18 protein-coding genes and 1 riboswitch are annotated in these 18,934 nt (G+C 74.0%); of the genes, 8 read left to right on the forward strand and 10 right to left on the reverse strand.

Features of this window, described 5'->3' with window-relative positions; genetic code table 11:
* Positions 1-4: 4 nt before the first annotated feature.
* The 7 genes from IG63_RS0110915 to IG63_RS0110945 all read left to right on the forward strand — a co-directional run bounded on the left by IG63_RS0110915 (position 5) and on the right by IG63_RS0110945 (position 9,903).
* Positions 5-1,015, forward strand: a complete 1,011-nt coding sequence (locus tag IG63_RS0110915) for an aldo/keto reductase family protein (protein WP_030484404.1) — start codon at positions 5-7, stop codon at positions 1,013-1,015.
* Positions 1,012-1,788 (forward strand): NADPH-dependent F420 reductase, encoded by a 777-nt coding sequence (locus IG63_RS0110920; RefSeq protein ID WP_281174285.1) that lies wholly within the window; start codon positions 1,012-1,014, stop codon positions 1,786-1,788. Before IG63_RS0110915 ends, IG63_RS0110920 begins: the two co-directional genes overlap by 4 nt.
* A 47-nt stretch (positions 1,789-1,835) precedes the next feature.
* Positions 1,836-2,663: a formate dehydrogenase accessory sulfurtransferase FdhD gene (gene fdhD / locus IG63_RS0110925; protein ID WP_030484406.1), complete on the forward strand. Its 828-nt coding sequence runs from the start codon at positions 1,836-1,838 to the stop codon at positions 2,661-2,663.
* A gap of 79 nt (positions 2,664-2,742) precedes the next feature.
* Positions 2,743-3,924, forward strand: coding sequence for an exonuclease SbcCD subunit D (locus IG63_RS0110930; protein WP_051706571.1), 1,182 nt, complete (start codon positions 2,743-2,745; stop codon positions 3,922-3,924).
* Positions 3,924-6,977: an AAA family ATPase gene (locus IG63_RS0110935; RefSeq protein WP_030484408.1), complete on the forward strand. Its 3,054-nt coding sequence runs from the start codon at positions 3,924-3,926 to the stop codon at positions 6,975-6,977. Before IG63_RS0110930 ends, IG63_RS0110935 begins: the two co-directional genes overlap by 1 nt.
* A gap of 23 nt (positions 6,978-7,000) precedes the next feature.
* On the forward strand, positions 7,001-8,518 hold the full coding sequence (locus tag IG63_RS0110940) for a TldD/PmbA family protein (RefSeq protein WP_030484409.1): 1,518 nt from the start codon (positions 7,001-7,003) through the stop codon (positions 8,516-8,518).
* Positions 8,518-9,903, forward strand: a complete 1,386-nt coding sequence (locus IG63_RS0110945) for a metallopeptidase TldD-related protein (RefSeq protein ID WP_030484410.1) — start codon at positions 8,518-8,520, stop codon at positions 9,901-9,903. The genes IG63_RS0110940 and IG63_RS0110945 overlap by 1 nt, the downstream gene beginning before the upstream one ends.
* Here the strand turns inward: IG63_RS0110945 and IG63_RS0110950 are convergent.
* The 4 genes from IG63_RS0110950 to IG63_RS0110965 form a co-directional block, all read right to left on the reverse strand.
* The gene (locus tag IG63_RS0110950) at positions 9,887-10,342 is read right to left on the reverse strand and encodes a DUF3817 domain-containing protein (protein WP_030484411.1); all 456 of its coding nucleotides are present in this window, start codon (positions 10,340-10,342) and stop codon (positions 9,887-9,889) included. The two genes, IG63_RS0110945 and IG63_RS0110950, sit on opposite strands and share 17 nt — an antisense overlap.
* The gene (gene gcvP / locus IG63_RS0110955; protein WP_030484412.1) at positions 10,339-13,173 is read right to left on the reverse strand and encodes an aminomethyl-transferring glycine dehydrogenase; all 2,835 of its coding nucleotides are present in this window, start codon (positions 13,171-13,173) and stop codon (positions 10,339-10,341) included. The genes IG63_RS0110950 and gcvP overlap by 4 nt, the downstream gene beginning before the upstream one ends.
* A gap of 82 nt (positions 13,174-13,255) precedes the next feature.
* Positions 13,256-13,350: riboswitch (glycine riboswitch) on the reverse strand.
* A gap of 59 nt (positions 13,351-13,409) precedes the next feature.
* Positions 13,410-14,036, reverse strand: a complete 627-nt coding sequence (locus tag IG63_RS0110960) for a MerR family transcriptional regulator (protein WP_030484413.1) — start codon at positions 14,034-14,036, stop codon at positions 13,410-13,412.
* A 206-nt stretch (positions 14,037-14,242) separates the two neighbouring features.
* Positions 14,243-14,716, reverse strand: coding sequence for a bifunctional nuclease family protein (locus IG63_RS0110965; protein ID WP_030484414.1), 474 nt, complete (start codon positions 14,714-14,716; stop codon positions 14,243-14,245).
* A 67-nt stretch (positions 14,717-14,783) separates the two neighbouring features.
* Here IG63_RS0110965 and IG63_RS0110970 point away from each other — a divergent pair, with 67 nt between their 5' ends.
* Positions 14,784-15,107: a DMT family transporter gene (locus IG63_RS0110970; protein ID WP_245604394.1), complete on the forward strand. Its 324-nt coding sequence runs from the start codon at positions 14,784-14,786 to the stop codon at positions 15,105-15,107.
* A gap of 31 nt (positions 15,108-15,138) precedes the next feature.
* Here the strand turns inward: IG63_RS0110970 and ftsR are convergent, their stop codons facing one another.
* From ftsR to IG63_RS0111000, 6 genes are all read right to left on the reverse strand, one after another.
* Positions 15,139-15,861 carry a transcriptional regulator FtsR gene (gene ftsR, locus IG63_RS0110975; RefSeq protein ID WP_245604395.1) on the reverse strand — a complete coding sequence of 241 codons (723 nt, stop codon included), beginning with the start codon at positions 15,859-15,861 and terminating at the stop codon, positions 15,139-15,141.
* 2 nt (positions 15,862-15,863) lie between these two features.
* Complete coding sequence (locus IG63_RS0110980) at positions 15,864-16,397, reverse strand: FHA domain-containing protein (protein ID WP_030484416.1); 534 nt, start codon at positions 16,395-16,397, stop codon at positions 15,864-15,866.
* Positions 16,398-16,506: 109 nt separating this feature from the next.
* Complete coding sequence (gene gcvH / locus IG63_RS0110985) at positions 16,507-16,893, reverse strand: glycine cleavage system protein GcvH (protein ID WP_030484417.1); 387 nt, start codon at positions 16,891-16,893, stop codon at positions 16,507-16,509.
* A 48-nt stretch (positions 16,894-16,941) separates the two neighbouring features.
* Complete coding sequence (locus tag IG63_RS0110990; protein WP_036195065.1) at positions 16,942-17,706, reverse strand: DUF881 domain-containing protein; 765 nt, start codon at positions 17,704-17,706, stop codon at positions 16,942-16,944.
* Positions 17,699-18,031, reverse strand: coding sequence for a small basic family protein (locus tag IG63_RS0110995; protein ID WP_030484419.1), 333 nt, complete (start codon positions 18,029-18,031; stop codon positions 17,699-17,701). The genes IG63_RS0110990 and IG63_RS0110995 overlap by 8 nt, the downstream gene beginning before the upstream one ends.
* On the reverse strand, positions 18,028-18,933 hold the full coding sequence (locus tag IG63_RS0111000) for a DUF881 domain-containing protein (protein WP_051706574.1): 906 nt from the start codon (positions 18,931-18,933) through the stop codon (positions 18,028-18,030). The genes IG63_RS0110995 and IG63_RS0111000 overlap by 4 nt, the downstream gene beginning before the upstream one ends.
* Position 18,934 lies beyond the last annotated feature (1 nt).

Here is an 18,934-nt window from a genome sequence, read left to right on the forward strand (position 1 = left end):
GAGCATGGAATTCCGCTACCTCGGCAACTCGGGCCTGAAGATCTCCGAGATCACCTACGGCAACTGGCTGACCCACGGCTCGCAGGTGGAGAACGACATCGCCACGCAGTGCGTGCGCGCGGCCCTCGACGAGGGCATCAGCACCTTCGACACGGCCGACGTCTACGCCAACACCGCGGCCGAGAGCGTGCTCGGCGAGGCGCTGAAGGGCGAGCGGCGCGAGTCGCTCGAGATCTTCACGAAGGTCTACTGGCCCACCGGACCGCGCGGCAAGAACGACACGGGCCTCTCCCGCAAGCACATCATGGAGTCGATCGAGGGCTCGCTCACGCGGCTGCAGACCGACTACGTCGACCTCTACCAGGCCCACCGCTACGACACCGAGACGCCGCTCGAGGAGACGATGCAGGCCTTCGCGGACGTCGTGCGACAGGGCAAGGCCCTCTACATCGGCGTCAGCGAGTGGACCGCCGACCAGATCCGTGAGGGTCACGCGCTGGCCCGCGAGCTCGGCGTGCAGCTGATCTCCTCGCAGCCGCAGTACTCCATGCTCTGGCGCGTCATCGAGGGCGAGGTCGTGCCGACCTGCGAGGAGCTGGGCATCTCCCAGATCGTGTGGTCCCCCATCGCCCAGGGCGTGCTCACGGGCAAGTACAAGCCCGGCGAGGAGCTGCCGGCCGGGTCGCGCGCCACCGACGACAAGGGCGGCGCGAAGATGATCGAGCGCTTCATGAACGACGAGACGCTCACCGCCGTGCAGCGGCTGCAGCCGGTCGCCGACGAGCTCGGCCTCTCGCTGGCCCAGCTGGCCGTCGCCTGGGTGCTGCAGAACGACAACGTCGCGGCAGCCCTCGTGGGCGCCTCGCGTCCCGAGCAGGTCACCGAGAACGTCGCGGCGGCCGGCGTCCGCATCCCCGCCGAGCTGATGACGCGCATCGACGAGGCGCTCGGCGACGTCGTCGAGTCCGACCCCGGCAAGACCGCCGAGGGCGCCCCGCAGGCCCGCGTCGCCTGACCCACCGCGGTGGGGCTGCCCCGGCGGCGGCCCCACCGCGGAACAGCCACCGGCGCTCGCGTGTTGGCACCGTCATGACCATCGCAACGCTGGGACTCATCGGCTCGGGCCACATCGGCAGCACCCTCGCGCGCCTCGCGGTCGACGCGGGGCTCGAGGTGGTGCTGAGCAACAGCCGCGGGCCGGAGACGCTCGCCGACCTCGTCGACGAGCTCGGGCCCCAGGCCCGGGCGGCCACGGCGCAGGAGGCCGCGGAGGCGGGCGACGCCGTCGTGGTGACCGTGCCGCTGAAGGCCGTGCCCGACCTGCCCACTGAGGCGCTGGCCGGCAAGCTCGTGCTCGACACCGTGAACTACTACCCCGACCGCGACGGCCACGTCGCGGAGCTCGACGACGAGTCGACCACCACCTCCGAGCTGCTGCAGCGGCACCTCCCCGGTGCCCGGGTCGTCAAGGTCTTCAACAACATCTACTTCGAGCACCTGCGCGCGCTCGCCCGCACCCGCGGTGGCTCCGACGTCCCCGACCGCGCCGTCCTCCCCATCGCCGGCGACGACGACGAGGCGAAGATCGAGGCGGTCGAGCTGCTCGACCGGCTGGGGTACGACGCCCACGACGTGGGCGCGCTCGCCGAGGGCTGGCGCTACCAGCGCGACCTCCCGGCGTACGCCGGCATCTACGCCACCGACGGCGACTTCACCCGGCCGCGGGCGGTCGGCCGCGACGAGCTGGTCGACGCGCTGGCTCGGGCGCGGCGCTACCGCGACCTGTGAGCACCGGCACCTCCGGCCGCGTGGGTCGACGGGGATAGGTTCGGGCCGTGGCGAGCACCAGGACCCGACGCCCGGGACCCACCGTCCGGACCCGTGTGGTCGAGCACCGGGACGGGCAGCGCCTCGAGCACGAGGACCGCGTGGTCACCGAGGAGCCGCTGGAGATCCGGGTGGGCTGGCCTGGCGCCGCCGCCCAGCGGCTGGGGGTCACGATGCGCACCCCCGGGCACGACTTCGAGCTCGCGGCCGGCTGGCTGGTGCACGAGGGCGTGACGCGGCCCGACGACCTGCGGGGGGTGCGCTACTGCACCGACACCGAGCTCAGCGACCTCGAGGAGTTCAACGTCGTCACGGTCGACCTGGCCGCTCCCCCGCTCCGCCTGCCCGCGGCACGCCTGGTGAGCTCGGCGTGCGGCGTGTGCGGCTCCGACACGGTGCAGGACGTGCTCGCCCGGGCGCCCCGTCCGCGCGAGGTCCGACTCGACCTCGACACCGTGCTGGCACTGCCCGACCGGCTGCGCGAGCAGCAGCCCGGCTTCGACCGCACCGGCGGCGTGCACGCGGCCGGTCTCTTCGAGACCGACGGCACCCCGGTGGTGGTGCGCGAGGACGTCGGCCGCCACAACGCCGTCGACAAGGTCGTGGGCGCACGGCTGCTCACCGGGTCGGCGCTCGCCCCGGTGCTCGTGCTCAGCGGTCGCATCGGCTTCGAGCTGGTGCAGAAGGCCGTCGTCTCCGGCATCGGTGCCGTCGTCGCCGTCGGCGCCCCCACGTCGCTGGCGGTCTCGCTGGCCGAGCAGGCGGGGCTGCTGCTCGTCGGCTTCACCCGGGGCGGCCGCTGCGTCGTCCACAGCGGCGCCGACCGGCTCTCCTGAGCCCCCGGCCCGAGCCCCCGGTGTGGGGACCCGGCGTGTGCACGCCCGGGTTGTCCGACCTCGCTCCTAGCCTGAGGTCATGCGGCTGCTGCACACCTCCGACTGGCACCTCGGCAGGTCCTTCCACGGGCAGGACCTCCTGTCCGCGCAGCGGGCCTACCTCGAGCACCTGGTCGACGTCGTCGCCAGCCGCGCCGTCGACGTCGTCCTGGTCGCCGGCGACGTCTACGACCGCGCCCTGCCGCCGGTCGACGCCGTCGCCGTGGCCGACGAGGGGCTGCACGCCCTCGCGGCGGCGGGCGCACGGGTCGTCGTCACCAGCGGCAACCACGACTCCGCCCGCCGGCTGGGCTTCGGCAGCCGCCTGGTCGACCTCGCCGGGGTGCACCTGCGCACCACGCTCGACCGCGTCGGCGAGCCCGTGCTGCTGCACGACGAGCACGGCCCGGTCGCCGTCCACGGCCTGCCGTACCTCGACCCCGACGTCGCCCGGGCCGCCTGGGGCCTGGGCTCCCGCAGCCACCACGCCGCCCTCGCCGAGGCGATGGTGCGGGTGCGCGCCGACCTCGCCGGCAGACCGGGCACCCGCTCGGTGGTGCTGGCCCACGCCTTCGTCAGCGGAGGACAGCCCAGCGACAGCGAGCGCGACATCGCGGTCGGCGGCGTCTCGGCGGTGCCGCTGACGCTCTTCGACGGCATCGACTACGTGGCCCTGGGCCACCTCCACGCCGCGGCGACGCTGTCGCCGACCGTGCGCTACTCCGGCTCGCCGATCGCCTACTCCTTCTCCGAGGCCGGTCATCGCAAGGGGTCCTGGCTTGTCGAGCTGGGGCCTCAGGGTGTCGTCGACGCCGAGCTCGTCGAGGCACCGCAGCCGCGACCCCTGGCCCTCCTCCGCGGCACGCTGGAGCAGCTGCTCGGCGACCCGCAGCACGCGGCGCACGAGCAGAGCTGGGTGCAGGCCACCCTCACCGACCCCGTGCGCCCGGTCCAGCCGATGGACCGGCTGCGCGCCCGCTTCCCGCACGCGCTGGCTCTGCGCTTCGAGCCCGAGGGGCGCGACGCCGCGGCCGAGCCGGCACCACCGCCCTCGACGCGCGACCCGCTCGACGTCTGCCTCGACTTCGTCTCCCACGTGCGTGAGACGCCGGCCTCCGCCGACGAGGTGGCGCTGCTGCGCCGAGCCCTGGAGTGCTGCCCCGACGACCGCGACCTGGCGCTGGAGCGCGCGCTGGCCACCGCCGAGCGCGGGAGCCCCTGATGCGGCTGCACGAGCTGCAGGTCACCGCCTTCGGGCCCTTCGCCGGCACCGTCGCCGTCGACTTCGACGCCCTCGGGGCCGCCGGGCTCTTCCTGCTCACCGGCGCCACCGGCGCGGGCAAGACCAGCGTGCTCGACGCCGTCTGCTTCGGGCTCTACGGAGAGGTGCCGGGCGACCGGGCCGGGGCCCGGCAGCTCCACAGCGATCACGCCGACGCCGACGCCGAGCCACGGGTGGTGCTGCGCTTCAGCGTGGGCCAGCGCAGCTTCCGCTTCTCGCGCTCCCCCGCGTGGGAGCGGCCCAAGCGACGCGGCCACGGCACCCGTCGGATCCAGGCGTCCGTCGTGGCCGAGGAGCTGCGCGACGGCACGTGGACCTCGGTGACCACGCGGCTCGACGAGACCGGGCAGCTCGTCGGTGAGCTGCTCGGCATGACCTGCGCGCAGTTCACCCAGGTGGCACTGCTCCCGCAGGGCCGCTTCCAGGCCTTCCTGCGGGCCCCCTCCCCCGAGCGGCACGCCCTGCTGCAGCGCCTCTTCCGCACCACCCGCTTCGACGACGTCGAGCGGTGGCTCGGCGAGCAGCGCCGGCAGGCGCGCACCCGCACCGAGGCGGCCCACGCCGGCTGCCTCGCGGTGCTCGACCGCGTCTGCGAGGTCGCCGCCGCCGAGCCGCCCGAGGCGTGGCAGGTGCGGACCCCCGCCGGGCTCGGTACGGTCGCCGACGACGGCAGCCTCGCCACGTGGGTGCGAGGGCTCGGCGACGCCGCCGTCGCGAAGCAGCAGGAGCAGGAGCGCCTGCTCGCGCTCGCCGACCGCGACCACGACCGCGCCGCGCGAGCCCTGGGCGAGGCCGGGGCCTCCGCGGCGCTGCGCACGCGCGGTCTCGCCGCCGAGCGGCACCTGGGCGAGCTCGAGGCCGAGGCGCCCGACGTCGAGGCCACGCAGCGCCGCCTCGACCGTCACCGTGCCGCGCTGCCGCTGGTGCCCCTGGCCCGCCGGGTGCAGCACGCCGCGACCACCGCGGCGCACGCCCGCGCCGCCGCCGAGCAGCTGCGCCCCCGGCTGACCGCGAGCGTGGGCCCCGACCTGGGCACCTCGGTGCTGGAGCAGGCCCGCGACGAGGTCGGTCGCCGTCACGCGCTCGCCGGCTCCTGGCTCCCACGGGAGCGCGAGCTGACCCGGCTGCGCGACCAGGTGCACCGGGCCGAGCGCCGCTCCGACGACCTCGCCGAGCGACTCCGCCTCGGCGACGCCCGGCTCGGGGCTGCCGAGCAGCAGGTCGCCCGGCTCGCCCGCGAGCGCGAGACCGTGGCGACGTCGTCCGAGCGCGTCGCCAGGTGCCTCGACGAGGCCGAGCGGATCGTGGCCGCCCGTGACGCCGCCGTCCAGCTGGAGCAGGTGCGAGCCGAGCTCGCGGCTGCCGTGAGCGAGCAGCACCGGCTCGCCGACGACGCCCTCGCCGCCCGCGAGCACTACCTCGAGCTGCGCGAGCTGCGCATCGCCGGCATGGCGGCCGAGCTCGCGACCGGGCTCGCCGCGGGCTGCTCCTGCCCCGTGTGCGGCAGCGTCGAGCACCCGAGCCCCGCCCACCACCGCGACCGGGTCCGCCGCGACGACGAGGACGCCGCGCGCGCGGCCCACGAGTCGGCCGAGGTGCTCCGCCAGGCCGCGGCCGAGACCGTCGCGGCGCTGCGGTCGCGCGTGACCGCGCTCGAGGCGGCCACCGGTGGCCACGACGTGGCGGAGTGGGAGCGCCGTGACCACGACGCGAGGGTGGCGCTGCAGCAGGCCACTGCCGACCGTGACCGCCGCGACGAGATCGACGAGCTGCTCGCCGCCGGCTCCGAGCAGCGGGCGGACCTCGTCGCCGAGCTGGCGACGTGCCGCGCCGAGCTCGCGGCGACGACCGCCGAGACCGCCGACCTGCACGCTCGGGTCGCCTCCCTCGACGCCGAGCTGAGTGACCTGCTCGCCGGCGACGGCCCCACGCCAGGCGGCACCACCTCCGGCCGGGGCACCGAGGTGCCGTGCGACAGCGTGACCACGCTGCTGGAGCAGCTCGACGCCCGCCGCGTCCTGCTCGACGACGGCCTCGACCGGCTGCGCGCCGCCGCCGACGCCACCGTCGCCGAGGCCCAGGCCCGCGCCACCGCCGAGGAGAGCCTGCGCTCCACCGACTTCGACGACGTCGACGCCTGTCTGGCCGCGGTGCTGCCCACGGCGGCCGTGGAGGAGGCCGAGGCGCGCGTGCGGGCGTGGCACGAGGCCCGGCGCCGGGCCGAGCACGTGCTGGGAGACCCCGAGGTCCGCGCCGCACTCGGCGCGCACCACGTCGACGTCGAGGAGGCGGGCCGGGTCGCACGGCGCCGTCGCGACGTGCGCGACCTCCACCTGGCGGCGTCGCGCGCCTGCCACGCGCAGGTGGAGCGGCTCGTGGAGCTGCAGGGAGACCTGGAGTCGGCCCTCGGCGCCTGGGCCCCGCTGCGCGCGCGGCACGACACGCTGGCCTCGCTCACCTCGCTGGTCGAGGGCACCAGCGCCGACAACGCCTGGCGGATGCGGCTCTCCGGATACGTCCTGGCCGAGCGGCTCCGGCAGGTCGTCGCGGCGGCCAACGTGCGTCTCGCCGCCATGACCGACCAGCGCTTCGCCCTGGAGCAGACCGACGAGAAGGGCGCGGGCGAGCGGCGTGGCGGCCTGAGCCTCCGGGTCCGCGACGACTGGAGCGCCACCGTGCGCGACCCGGCGACGCTGTCGGGCGGCGAGAGCTTCGTGGTCTCGCTCGCCCTCGCGCTGGGGCTGGCCGACACGGTGAGCCACGAGGCAGGCGGCACCGCGATCGAGACCCTCTTCGTCGACGAGGGCTTCGGCGCCCTCGACGACGACACCCTCGACGCCGTGATGGACGTCCTCGACTCGCTGCGCGACGGTGGCCGGGTCGTCGGCATCGTCAGCCACGTCGCCGAGCTGCGCGCCCGCGTCACGGCCCAGCTCGAGGTCCGCAAGTCCCGCGACGGCTCCACGGTCGGCCCCGTCCTGCAGCGCGCCTGAGCCCGGCACATAGGGTCGACGGCATGGCGCGCGAGATCGACCCGACGTTCCTGGAGCTGCCGATGCGCCGACTGGCGCACACGGCCCTCGAGCGTGCTCGAGACTTCGGCGTCAGCCACGCCGACTTCCGGCTCGAGCGCAACCGGATGCAGTACGTCTCCCTGCACGACGGAGCCCTGGAGGGAGCCCAGGACCTCGAGGACCTCGGGTTCGCGGTTCGCGTCGTGCTCGACGGGGCCTGGGGCTTCGCCTCCGGGGTGGCGCTCACCGACGACGAGGCCGTGCGCGTGGCCGAGACCGCGGTCCGAGTGGCGCAGGTCGCCGGTGCCATGACGCGGCGTCCGGTGGTGCTCGCGCCCGAGCCCGTGCACGACGACGTCACCTGGGTCTCCGCCTACGACGTCAACCCGCTCGAGGTGCCGCTGGCCGACAAGGTCGCCCTGCTCTCCGGCTGGAGCCACGACGTCCTGCGCGCCGGGATCGACCACGTCTCCGCCGCGCTGCAGCAGGTGCAGGAGAACAAGTTCTACGCCGACCTCGCCGGCACCATGACCACGCAGCAGCGCATCCGGCTCGAGCCCGCGCTCGAGGCGCACGCCAGCGACGCCCGCACCGGCCGCTCCGACTCGATGGCGATCCTCGCGCCCCCGGTCGCCAAGGGCTGGGAGTACCTCTCCGACGGCTCCTACGACTTCGACGGCGAGCGGGCGGCGCTGCCCGACCTGCTGAGGGAGAAGCTGGCCGCCCCCGGCGTCGAGCCCGGTCGCTACGACCTGGTCATCGACGCCAACAACCTCATGCTCACCATCCACGAGTCGATCGGCCACGCCACCGAGCTCGACCGGGCGCTGGGCTACGAGGCCAGCTACGCCGGCACGTCGTTCGCCACCCTCGACCAGCTCGGCACGCTGCAGTACGGCTCGCCGCCGATGCACGTCACCGGCGACCGCACCGACACCCACGGCCTGTCGACGATCGGCTACGACGACGAGGGCGTGCAGACCCAGGCGTGGGACATCGTGCGCGACGGCGTGCTGCGGGGCTACCAGCTCGACCGCGACATGGCCGCGACGTACGGCGCGGAGCTCAACGGCGGGCGCTCCAACGGCTGCTCCTTCGCCGACTCCCCCGGCCACATCCCGGTGCAGCGGATGGCCAACGTCTCGCTGCAGCCCGACCCCTCCGGGCCCGATCTCGCCGGGCTGGTCGCCGGCGTCGAGCGCGGGCTGCACGTCGTCGGCCACAAGTCGTGGTCGATCGACATGCAGCGCTACAACTTCCAGTTCACCGGGCAGCGCTTCTACGAGATCCGCGACGGCGAGCTGCGCGGACAGGTGCGCGACGTGGCCTACCAGGCGACCACCACCGACTTCTGGCGCTCCATGGAGGTCGTCGGCGGACCCTCGACCTACGTGCTGGGCGGGGTGATGAACTGCGGCAAGGCTCAGCCGGGACAGGTCGGCGCCGTCAGCCACGGCGCGCCCGCCGCCCTCTTCCGCGACGTCCGCATCCTCAACACCACCGAGGAGGGCTCGGCCTGATGCACCCCGCCACCCCCGACCCGCAGCAGCTGGTCGAGCACGCCCTGGCGACGAGCACGTCCGACGACTGCGTCGTGCTCGTCTCCGACTCGACCTCGGCCAACCTGCGCTGGGCCAACAACACCCTGACCACCAACGGCGTCATGCGCGGCACCGACGTGACGGTGGTGAGCTTCCGCGGGGCCGGCAACGCCTCGGTGAGCGGCAGCGCGGCGTCGCTGGCGCAGGTCACCGCGCTCGTCGAGGCCGCCGACCGCGCGGCCGCCGACGCCACCGCGGCCGAGGACCGCGCGGACCTCGTGGCCGGGCAGGTCTCCGACGACTGGGACGACCTCCCCGGCGAGACCTCCATCGCCGTCTTCGACGACTTCGCCCGCCAGCTCGGCGAGGCCTTCGGCCAGGCCGAGGCGGCCGACCGGTTGCTCTACGGCTTCGTCTTCCACGAGGTCAGCACCACCTACCTCGGCTCCAGCACCGGGCTGCGGCTGCGGCACGAGCAGCCCACCGGCCACTACGGCGTCACCGGCAAGGACGGCGCCCTCACCACCAGCGCCTGGGTGGGCGGCGCGACCCGCGACTTCGCCGACGTCGACGCCACCGCGCTGGCCGACGAGCTCGCCCGACGTCTCGGCTGGGCCGCGCGCCGGGTCGACCTCCCGGCCGGGCGCTACGACACCGTACTGCCGCCCAGCGCCGTGTCCGACCTGATGGTCGACGCCTACTGGCACTCCCTGGCCCGGCACGCGGCCGACGGCCGCGGCCCCTTCGCCCGGCCCGGCGGCGGCGTCCGCTTCGGCGAGCAGGTCGTGCGTCCCGGCGTCCACCTGCTCTCCGACCCGGCCCAGGCGCCGCTGCAGTGCGCCCCCTTCGTGGCGACGGCGGGGTCGTCGGCCGGCTCCAGCGTCTACGACAACGGCCTGCCCGTCTCCCGCACGTCGTGGCTCGACGACGGCCGTCTCGCGGCGCTGATCCAGACCCGGCGCACGGCCGCCGAGACCGGCGTCCCGGTGACCCCGGAGGTCGACAACCTGGTGCTGCGCGTCGACGGCGGCGCGGGGAGCGACCTCGACCTCGTCGGCGACCTCGACGACGGCCTGCTGCTGACCTGCCTGTGGTACATCCGCGAGGTCGACGAGCAGAGCATGCTGCTCACCGGCCTGACGCGCGACGGCGTCTACCGGGTCGAGGGCGGCGAGATCACCGGGGCGGTCAACAACTTCCGCTTCAACGAGAGCCCGCTCGACCTGCTCCGGCGCTTCAGCCACGCCGGTGAGACGGTGCCGAGCCTGTCGCGGGAGTGGGGCGAGGACTACTTCTCGCGCACCGCGACCCCCGCCCTGCGGGTCCCGGACTTCAACATGAGCTCGGTCAGCCAGGCACTGTGACGGGTGGCCCCGCCACCAGCAGCGCGGCGAAGACCACGGCCAGCACGACGACGGCCACCGCGCCGGCCTGCAGGGGCGAGCGCAGCGCCCGCGCGAGCACGCGCTCGGCCGCGGTGCGCCCCTCCTCCTCACGGAGCCGCCAGTGATCGGGCAGCAGCCCGGCACGGTTGGTCGCGCGCTCGAAGGGGACGGTGAGGTAGGGCACCACGCCGGCCACCAGCCCGGCGAGCGTGCGGCCCACGGACCACCGGGCGTCGAGGGCCAGCAGCACCGTCACCAGGCTGTAGCCGAGGAAGACGAAGCCGTGCACCGGTCCGGCGAGCTGCACGCCCAGCTCGGTCGTGCGCGTCACGTACTTGAGCACCATGCCACCGAGCAGCAGGGTCCACGTGACCACCTCGGCCAGCGCCAGCGCGGCGTACAGCCGGCGTGGGGTCACGCGAAGGCCTCGATCGGGGGGCACGAGCACTGCAGGTTGCGGTCGCCGTAGGCCTGGTCGATGCGGCCCACCGGCGGCCAGTACTTGTCGGGGTCGACCCGCCCGGAGGGGTACGCCGCGAGCGACGCCGGGTAGGCGGCCTCGCGGTCGTCGGCGAGCAGCACCGCGGCGGTGTGGGGCGCGCCGCGCAGCGGCGACTCCTCCGCGCTCCACTCCCCCGCCTCGACGCGCGCGATCTCCTCGCGGATCGAGATCATCGCCTCGCAGAAGCGGTCGAGCTCGGCGAGGTCCTCGCTCTCGGTCGGCTCGACCATCAGCGTGCCCGCCACCGGGAAGCTCATCGTCGGGGCGTGGAAGCCGTGGTCGACCAGCCGCTTGGCCACGTCGTCGACGGTGACGCCGCTCGACTTGGAGAGCCCCCGGAGGTCGAGGATGCACTCGTGCGCGACGTGGGCGTGGTGGCCGCGGTAGAGCACCGGGAAGTGGTCGTCGAGGCGCGAGGCGACGTAGTTGGCCGCGAGCACCGCGACCGCGGTGGCCCGGGTCAGCCCCTCGGCACCCATCAGCCGCACGTAGGCCCACGAGATCGGGAGGATGCCCGCCGAGCCGTGCGGCGCGGCGCTGATCGGCCCGATGCCCTCGCGGCGCTCCGCGTCGGGGTGCCCGGGGTGCGAGGGCAGGTACGGCGCCAGGTGCTCCCGGACGCCGACCGGACCCACGCCCGGCCCGCCGCCGCCGTGCGGGATGCAGAAGGTCTTGTGCAGGTTCAGGTGCGAGACGTCGCCGCCGAACTCGCCGGGCTTGGCGTAGCCGAGCAGGGCGTTGAGGTTGGCGCCGTCGACGTAGACCTGGCCACCGGCGTCGTGCACGACGCGGCACAGCTCGTCGATGGTGTCCTCGTAGGCACCGTGGGTCGAGGGGTAGGTGACCATGATCGCGGCGAGGTCGTCGCGGTGCGCCTCGCAGTGGGCGCGCAGGTCGTCCATGTCGACCGAGCCGTCGTCGGCGGACTTGACCACGACGACCTTCATGCCGGCCATCACGGCGGAGGCGGCGTTGGTGCCGTGGGCCGAGGCCGGGATCAGGCAGACGTCGCGGCCGGTGTCGCCGTTGGCGTGGTGGTAGCCGCGGATCGCGAGCAGCCCGGCGAGCTCGCCCTGGGAGCCCGCGTTGGGCTGCACCGAGACCCGGTCGTAGCCGGTGACGGCCGCGAGCCAGCCCTCGAGGTCGGCGATGAGCCGGGCGTAGCCGCGGGCGTCCTCGGCGGGCGCGAAGGGGTGCAGATCGGCGAAGCCCGGCAGCGACACCGGCTCCATCTCGGTGGTGGCGTTGAGCTTCATGGTGCAGGAGCCGAGCGGGATCATGCCCCGGTCGAGCGCGAAGTCACGAGCCGAGAGGCGTCGTAGGTAGCGAAGCATCGAGGTCTCGGAGCGGTGGGTGTTGAAGACCTCGTGGGTCAGGAAGGCCGTCTCGCGGCGCAGCGCCTGCGGCAGCGCGTCCGGCACGTCGGCGGGCTCGGTGTCGACGCCGAAGGCGCGCAGCACCCGCCGGAGCACGTCATCGTCGGACACCTCGGAGGTGCTGACGCCCACGTGGTCGTCGTCGACCGGCCGCAGGTGGAGGCCGGCCTCGCGGGCCGCGGCCACCACGTCGGCGGCGCGGCCGGGCACCCGGGCCAGCACCGTGTCGAAGAGCTCGTCGTGCACCACCGTCACGCCGCCCTCGCGCAGCGCTGCCGCGAGCGAGGCGGCCTGGGCGTGGGTCTGGCGCGCGATGGCGGTGAGACCGTCGGGGCCGTGGTGCACGGCGTACATCGAGGCGACCACGGCGAGCAGCACCTGGGCGGTGCAGATGTTGGAGGTCGCCCGGTCGCGGCGGATGTGCTGTTCCCGCGTCTGCAGCGCGAGCCGATAGGCCGGCCTGCCGCTCGCGTCGACCGACACCCCGACGAGCCGACCCGGCAGGTGACGCTCGAGCCCCTGCCTGACCGACATGAAGCCGGCGTGCGGGCCGCCGTAGAAGAGCGGGACGCCGAAGCGCTGCGAGGAGCCGACGACGACGTCGGCACCGAGCGCCCCGGGGGCCTCCAGGAGGGTGAGGGCCAGCAGGTCGGCCGCGACGACGGCCAGGCCGCCCTGCGCGTGCGTGGCCTCGACGACCGGACGCGGGTCGACGACCCGGCCCGAGGCACCCGGGTACTGCAGCAGCGTCCCGGAGACCGGCCCCTCCGGCAGTCCCTCGGCCAGGTCGGCCACGACCACGTCGATGCCCATCGCCCGGGCGCGGGTGCGCACCACGGCGATGGTCTGCGGCAGCGCGTCGGCGTCGACCACGAAGGGGCCGCTGGCCTTGCGGTCGGCGCGCCGCACCAGCGTCATCGCCTCGGCGGCGGCGGTGCCCTCGTCGAGCAGCGAGGCGTTGGCGGTCGGCAGGCCGGTGAGGTCGGCGACCATCGTCTGGAAGTTGAGCAGGGCCTCGAGCCGGCCCTGGCTGATCTCGGGCTGGTACGGCGTGTAGGCGGTGTACCAGGAGGGGTCCTCGAGCACGTTGCGCCGGATCACCGGCGGGGTGATCGTGCCGTGGTAGCCGAGACCGATCATCGGCACGAGCGGGTTGTTCTGCGCCGCGATCTCGCGCAGCTCGCGAGCCGTCCGGTGCTCGGAGGCGGCCTCCGGCAGGTCGAGCCGCTCGGCGCGGATGCGCTCGGGGACGGCGTCGTCCATCAGCTGCTCGAGGCTGCCGAGCCCGAGCTCCTTGAGCATGGTCGCGATCTGGTCGTCGTCGGGACCGATGTGACGGGCGGCGAAGGGACGGCTCTGGTGGTCGGGCATCTCACTCCTGGGAGTGGTCGAGGCGGTCTACCGGGTCGGTGTAGCGCCTCCCCTCAGTCGGGTCGTCGGACCCTCCTGAGTGCCAGCCCGTGCGGTCCGGATGCCTGAGAGGTTGTCGGGAGGAGTTGCCCCTTCGGCGCCGGTGGGCGGACCACCGGACTCTCCCGCACGGGTTTGCCAGCACCACCGACCCTACCAAGCGGGCCTACGGCGTTGCGAATGACGAGACGCGTGGCTCAGCCGGTGAGCTTGGCGCGGCGACGCCGGGCGAGCTCGTCGTCGCTGACCTGGGGCTCGGCGTCGGCCTCGGCCTCGGCCGCGGTGCGCTCGGAGGGCAGGTCGGCCAGCGACCCCTCGATCTCGCGCCACACCCCGCCGATGGCGATGCCGAAGACACCCTGCCCGCCCTGGAGCAGGTCGATGACCTCGTCGTTGCTGGTGCACTCGTAGACGCTCGCGCCGTCGCTCATCAAGGTGACGCGGGTGAGGTCGTCGGTGCCGCGGGCCCGCAGGTGGGCCACGGCGGTGCGGATCTGCTGCAGCGAGATGCCGGCGTCGAGCAGCCGCTTGATCACCTTCAGCAGCAGGATGTCGCGGAAGCCGTAGAGCCGCTGGGTGCCGGAGCCGCTGGCGCCGCGCACCGTGGGCTCCACCAGGCCGGTGCGCGCCCAGTAGTCGAGCTGGCGGTAGGTGATGCCGGCCGCGTTGCAGGCGGTCGGTCCCCGGTAGCCGAGGTCCTGCGGCAGCGAGGAGACGTCGTCGTCGAAGAGGAGTCCCTGCTCGCCGGCCTCGAGGGCGGCCTCGAGCGCGGCGTGCTCGTCGCTCGGGGCGGTCGCGCCCGCGTCACGGTCCTTGGTGCTCACAGCATCCTCCACATCTCGCGTCACTGGGCGTAGCTCCCGGGATCGGAGGACCGCTGCTCGCGCCCGGGGGCAGGAGTTGCAGTCGTGGAGTTACAGCGACGACATCCCCGACCGTAGACCCGGCCCCCGGCACGGTCAAAGGGACACGCGGTGTGTCGCGACAACCTTCAACGTGAACTTCAAGGTTAAGGATGTGGCGGGCGAGGTCACTCCTTGCCCTGCTCGAAGTCCTCGGGGGTGACGTGGTCGAGGAACTCGCGGAACTTCTCCACCTCGTCCTCCTGCTCGTCGGGCACCAGGATGCCGGCGTCGTCGAGCAGGCCCTCGTCGCAGACGATCCGCGAGCCGGTGCGCAGCGCCAGGGCGATCGAGTCCGACGGCCGGGCGCTGATCTCGACGCCCGAGGCCAGCACGAGGGTGGCGTAGAAGACGTTGTCGCGCATCTCGGTGATGCGGATCTCCTCCACCTCGTTGCCGGTCGCCTCGAGGACGTCGCGCAGCAGGTCGTGCGTCAGCGGGCGGGGCGGCACCACGCCCTGCTGGGCGAAGGCGATGGCGGTCGCCTCGACCGCCCCGATCCAGATCGGCAGGTAGCGCTCCCCCGCCGCCTCGCGCAACAGCACGATGGGCGTGTTGGACGGCATCTCCACCCGGACTCCGACGACCTCGACCTCGCGCACCCGGCCAGCCTAGCCCCGCCGGGTGAGGCGCCGCAGCGGCCCGTCGACGCACTGGCACGATGCACGGGTGCTGCCCTTCGTCCTCCTGCTGCTGGCAATCGCCGCCGAAGTCTTCGCCACCGCCCTGCTGCCCCGCACCGCCGGCTTCACCCACCTGGGCTGGAGCCTCACCGTCCTCGCCGGGTACGCCGTCGCGATCTGGCTGCTCGCCCTGGTGGTGCAGCGGATCCCCGTCTCCGTCGCGTACGCCGTGTGGGCCGGCCTGGGCACCGCCACCGTGGCGGTCATCGGCATCACGCTGCTCGGCGAGCCCGTGAGCGCCGTCAAGGTGCTGGCGCTGACGCTGATCGTGGTCGGCGTGGTGCTGCTCAACCTGCAGGGCGCCCACTGAGCGCACCGCGGGCGACGCGGCGTGACGTGGATCAGCGCAGCGAGCGGAGCCCCGCCTTGACCAGGGCGGCGTGCAGCCGGACCGAGAGCACGGCCAGCTCGTCGATGGTCTGCGCCGCCCGGCCCTCGGCGCCGGGCTCGCGGCTGCGGCGCATCGGGGTGACGACCTGCTCGATCAGCCCGGTCTCACGGTCGGCGGCGGTCTTGAAGGCACGCAGGTGGCGCGGCTCGAGGCCGTACGCCGCCAGCTCGCCGGCCGCCTTGGCGATCACGAGGGCGTCGGCGTCGAAGTGGTCGGCGCCGTAGCGCGCCCGCACCAGTCCGAAGGCCTCCAGCTGCTGGAGCATCTCCTCGGTGATCTCCGCGGTCTTGACCAGCTCGCGGCGCGAGATGCGCACGTCGGAGTTGTGGGAGAGCAGCGACTCCACGCCCGGGGCGGGGTTGGCCAGCAGCGAGGTCGGCACGGTGGGGGCGCCGTTGGGGGCCGGCGGCTCCAGCCCGCGGTCGAGGGCGTCGAGGTGCTCGCGGATCACCTTCAGCGGCAGGTACTGCTCGCGTTGCGCCCGGATGATGTAGCGCAGCCGCTCCATGTCCTCGACGGAGTACTTGCGGTAGCCCGAGGGGGTGCGCTCGGGCTGGACCAGCCCCTCGCCCTCGAGGTGGCGGATCTTCGACTCCTTGATGTCGGCGTCGGGGAACTCCGCCTTGAGGTCCGCGACCGCCTGACCGATCGTGATGCGCGCGGTCTGGCGCACGCTCAGCCGACCTTCGCGTCGCTGGCGAAGAAGATCAGCCGGAACTTCCCGATCCGGACCTCGTCGCCGCTCGCGAGCAGCGCGTCGTCGACGCGGTCGCCGTTGAGGTAGGTGCCGTTGAGGCTGCCGACGTCGTGCACCCGGAAGGCGTCGCCCTCGCGACGGAACTCCACGTGGCGGCGCGAGACCGTGATGTCGTCGAGGAAGATGTCGCTCTCGGGGTGGCGTCCGACCGTCGAGAGGTCCTGGTCGAGCAGGTAGCGGCTGCCGGCACCGGGTCCGCGCTGCACCACCAGCAGAGCGCTGCCGGCCGGCAGCGCGTCGACGGCGGACGCGTCGGCCGGGTTGAGCGCCTGGCGCTCCGAGGGCTCCTGCTTGCCCGAGCCACCGAAGGTGATGGTCGCCGTCGAGTCGGCCGCCGGCACCGGCGCCTGCTCGGGAGCCTGTGCCGATCCCTGGGCGAGCGGGGTGCCGCACTGCGAGCAGAAGCGCGCGTTGTCAGCGTTCTGGCTGCCGCACTGCGAGCAGAAAGGCATGGTGTGGATCTCCCGTCAGCGCCGTTTCTTGACCACCCGTCGGGGGGCGAGAACCCTGAAGCCTCGGTGGAGGTTCAGGGTTGGCCCCAACCTACCAGCGAGCCGTGCGTCAGGTGTCGAGCCCCGCCTGGTAGGCGTCGGCGTCGAGCAGGTCGGCCGCGCCACCCTCGTCGGCGCGGATCTCGAAGAGCCAGCCCTCGCCGTAGGGGTCGGTGTTGACCAGCTCGGGCGTGGCGTCGAGCGCCTCGTTGCGCGCCACGACCTCGCCACCGAGCGGGGCGTAGACCTCGCTGACGGACTTGGTCGACTCGAGCTCGCCGATCACCGCGCCCGCCGCCACGGTCTCCCCCACCTCCGGCAGCTGCACGAAGACGATGTCGCCCAGGGCGTCCTGCGCGAAGGAGGTGATGCCCACGCGCACCGAGCCCGGGGTCTCACCGGGGTCGCGCACCCACTCGTGCTCCGCGGTGTACTTCAGGTCATCCGGGAAGGTCAACGCTGCTCCTCAGGCTGCTACACCCGTGCTCGTGCCGGGTTGGTCACCCTACTGCCCGGGGACCGGGTCGGCGTACCGGGGCGCGGCGGCGCTGCGGATCACCGACACCTCCACCTCGTCGAGCTCCTCGACCGTCACGCGGGCCCCGCTGAGCTCGACGTCGTCGGTGAAGCCGCCCTGGAAGCCCAGCGCCCCGGCGAGGGTGGCGGGGTCCCCGATGGCGTCGATGACGTACGGCGGCTCGAGCGCCACGCCGTCGACGCGGACGCCCGCCGGGTCGGTCTCGAAGGAGGTCTGGGCGATGACCCGCACCCGGTCGTTGATCTCCATCGCCTCGACCCCGGCGTTGCGGAGCTCCTCGACCCCGTCGAGCAGGTCGTTGAGGTTGAGCTCGCCCTGCGGGTCCTCGACGGTCACCCGGATGCCGGGACCCGTCGCGGCGGCGGTGCCGGCCAGCACGCTCAGCGTGTCGAGCTCGCGCTGCGCCTGCTCGATGGCGGCGCCGCGGGCATCGCTCGAGCTGCTCAGCCGCTGTCGCGTGGCCTCGAGCTCGGCGATGTCGCGTTCCGCCCGGGCCGCCGCCGCCTGCAGACCGTTGAGGGCCTGCACCAGCTCGGCCTCGCGCAGGCCCGCGTAGTCGTCGTCGGAGTTGGCCAGCCGCACCTGCGTGACGGCCGCGAAGCCGAGCAGCCCGACGAGCACCGCCACCACGAGCTGGCCGCGCGAGGCACGCAGCAGCGCCGCGCGCAGCCGGGCACGCCCCGTCGGCGGAGCCGCGGCGGGACCCGGGTCGGGACGCTCGTCGTCAGGCATGGAAGAGATGGCGGCGGATGGCGGCCACGTTGGAGAAGATCCGGATCCCGAGCACGACGACGACGCCGGTCGAGAGCTGCGCGCCGACGCCCAGCTGGTCCCCGAGGAAGACGATCAGGGCGGCGATGAGCACGTTGCTGGTGAAGGAGACGACGAAGACCTTGTCGTCGAAGATGCCGTCGAGGAAGGCGCGCAGCGCACCGAAGACGGCGTCGAGCGCGGCGACGACCGCGATCGGCAGGTAGGGCTGGACCACGAGCGGCACGTCGGGGTTGAGCCAGAGACCGAGCAGCACCCCGACGACGAGCCCGAGGATCGCGATCACGGCGTCACTCCCTGCTCGTCGTCCTGGTTGGCGAAGCGCAGCGTGGCCTCGGTGGCCGACAGCCGCAGCTCCTCGACGGGGGTGATGTCGAGCTGCAGGCCCACCTGTTGCTGCAGGTCCAACCATGCCCGACCGCTGGAGCTCTCGGCGAAGCGGGCGGGCAGCGTGTCGGGGTCGCCGATCACCTCCAGCCGGTACGGCGGTCGCAGCGAGCGGGCGTTGACGGTGATCGCCGACCCGGCGAGCCGGATCGTCGAGAGGGTCGTCAGCCGCTGGCCGTTGATGGAGATCGCCTCGGCCCCCGCGGCCCACCAGCCGTTGACCAGGCGCTGCAGGTCGCTGTCGAGCACCGTGGTGCGGTCGCTGTCGCTGCCGGGGGCGTCGTCGGCCACCACGACGACGCCGGGTCCCCGCACCGGCAGCGTGCCGGTCAGCCGGCCGAGCCCCTCGACCCGCTGGCGCAGCCCGGTGGCGCTGTCGTCGGAGGCGAGCTGCTGGGCCTGGAGCCGCTCGGTCTCGCGCTGCAGCGCACGGATGCTGCGCCGCTCCTCGGACACGCGGTCGCGCAGCGCTGACACCTGGGCGGCCAGGTCCTCCCGCTGGGCGGCGTCGGCGGCAGCACCCTGCGAGGTGCGTGCGGCGGCGACCACGAGCAGCACGCCGAAGAGCGCCAGCACCAGGGCCCCGGCGAGGCCGACACGGCGTCGCTCGGGGCGACGCCCCCCGCGGCGGCCTCCACCACTCCCCGGACCGCTCTCCCGACCGCTCTGAGGGCCGGCCCGGGGGCCCCTCGGGCGGCGACGCTCGCTGGCGTAGGCGTAGTCCTCGTCGAGCGCGTGGGCGGTCAGGTAGTCGAGCAGCCCCATGGTCGCCTGGGGCGGCAGCTTGGGAGGCGCGGCCACG

Origin of the sequence: Nocardioides aequoreus, assembly GCF_000720335.1 — a bacterium.
Classification (GTDB): Bacteria; Actinomycetota; Actinomycetes; order Propionibacteriales; family Nocardioidaceae; genus Marmoricola; species Marmoricola aequoreus.

Bases quoted from the DNA above. Each gene is read 5' to 3' on its own strand.
- IG63_RS0110915 (WP_030484404.1), top strand. From the start codon at position 5: ATGGAATTCCGCTACCTCGGCAACTCGGGCCTGAAGATCTCCGAGATC.
- IG63_RS0110930 (WP_051706571.1), top strand. From the start codon at position 2,743: ATGCGGCTGCTGCACACCTCCGACTGGCACCTCGGCAGGTCCTTCCAC.
- IG63_RS0110935 (WP_030484408.1), top strand. From the start codon at position 3,924: ATGCGGCTGCACGAGCTGCAGGTCACCGCCTTCGGGCCCTTCGCCGGC.
- IG63_RS0110940 (WP_030484409.1), top strand. From the start codon at position 7,001: ATGGCGCGCGAGATCGACCCGACGTTCCTGGAGCTGCCGATGCGCCGA.
- IG63_RS0110945 (WP_030484410.1), top strand. From the start codon at position 8,518: ATGCACCCCGCCACCCCCGACCCGCAGCAGCTGGTCGAGCACGCCCTG.
- gcvP (WP_030484412.1), bottom strand. From the start codon at position 13,173: ATGCCCGACCACCAGAGCCGTCCCTTCGCCGCCCGTCACATCGGTCCC.
- IG63_RS0110980 (WP_030484416.1), bottom strand. From the start codon at position 16,397: ATGCCTTTCTGCTCGCAGTGCGGCAGCCAGAACGCTGACAACGCGCGC.
- IG63_RS0110990 (WP_036195065.1), bottom strand. From the start codon at position 17,706: ATGCCTGACGACGAGCGTCCCGACCCGGGTCCCGCCGCGGCTCCGCCG.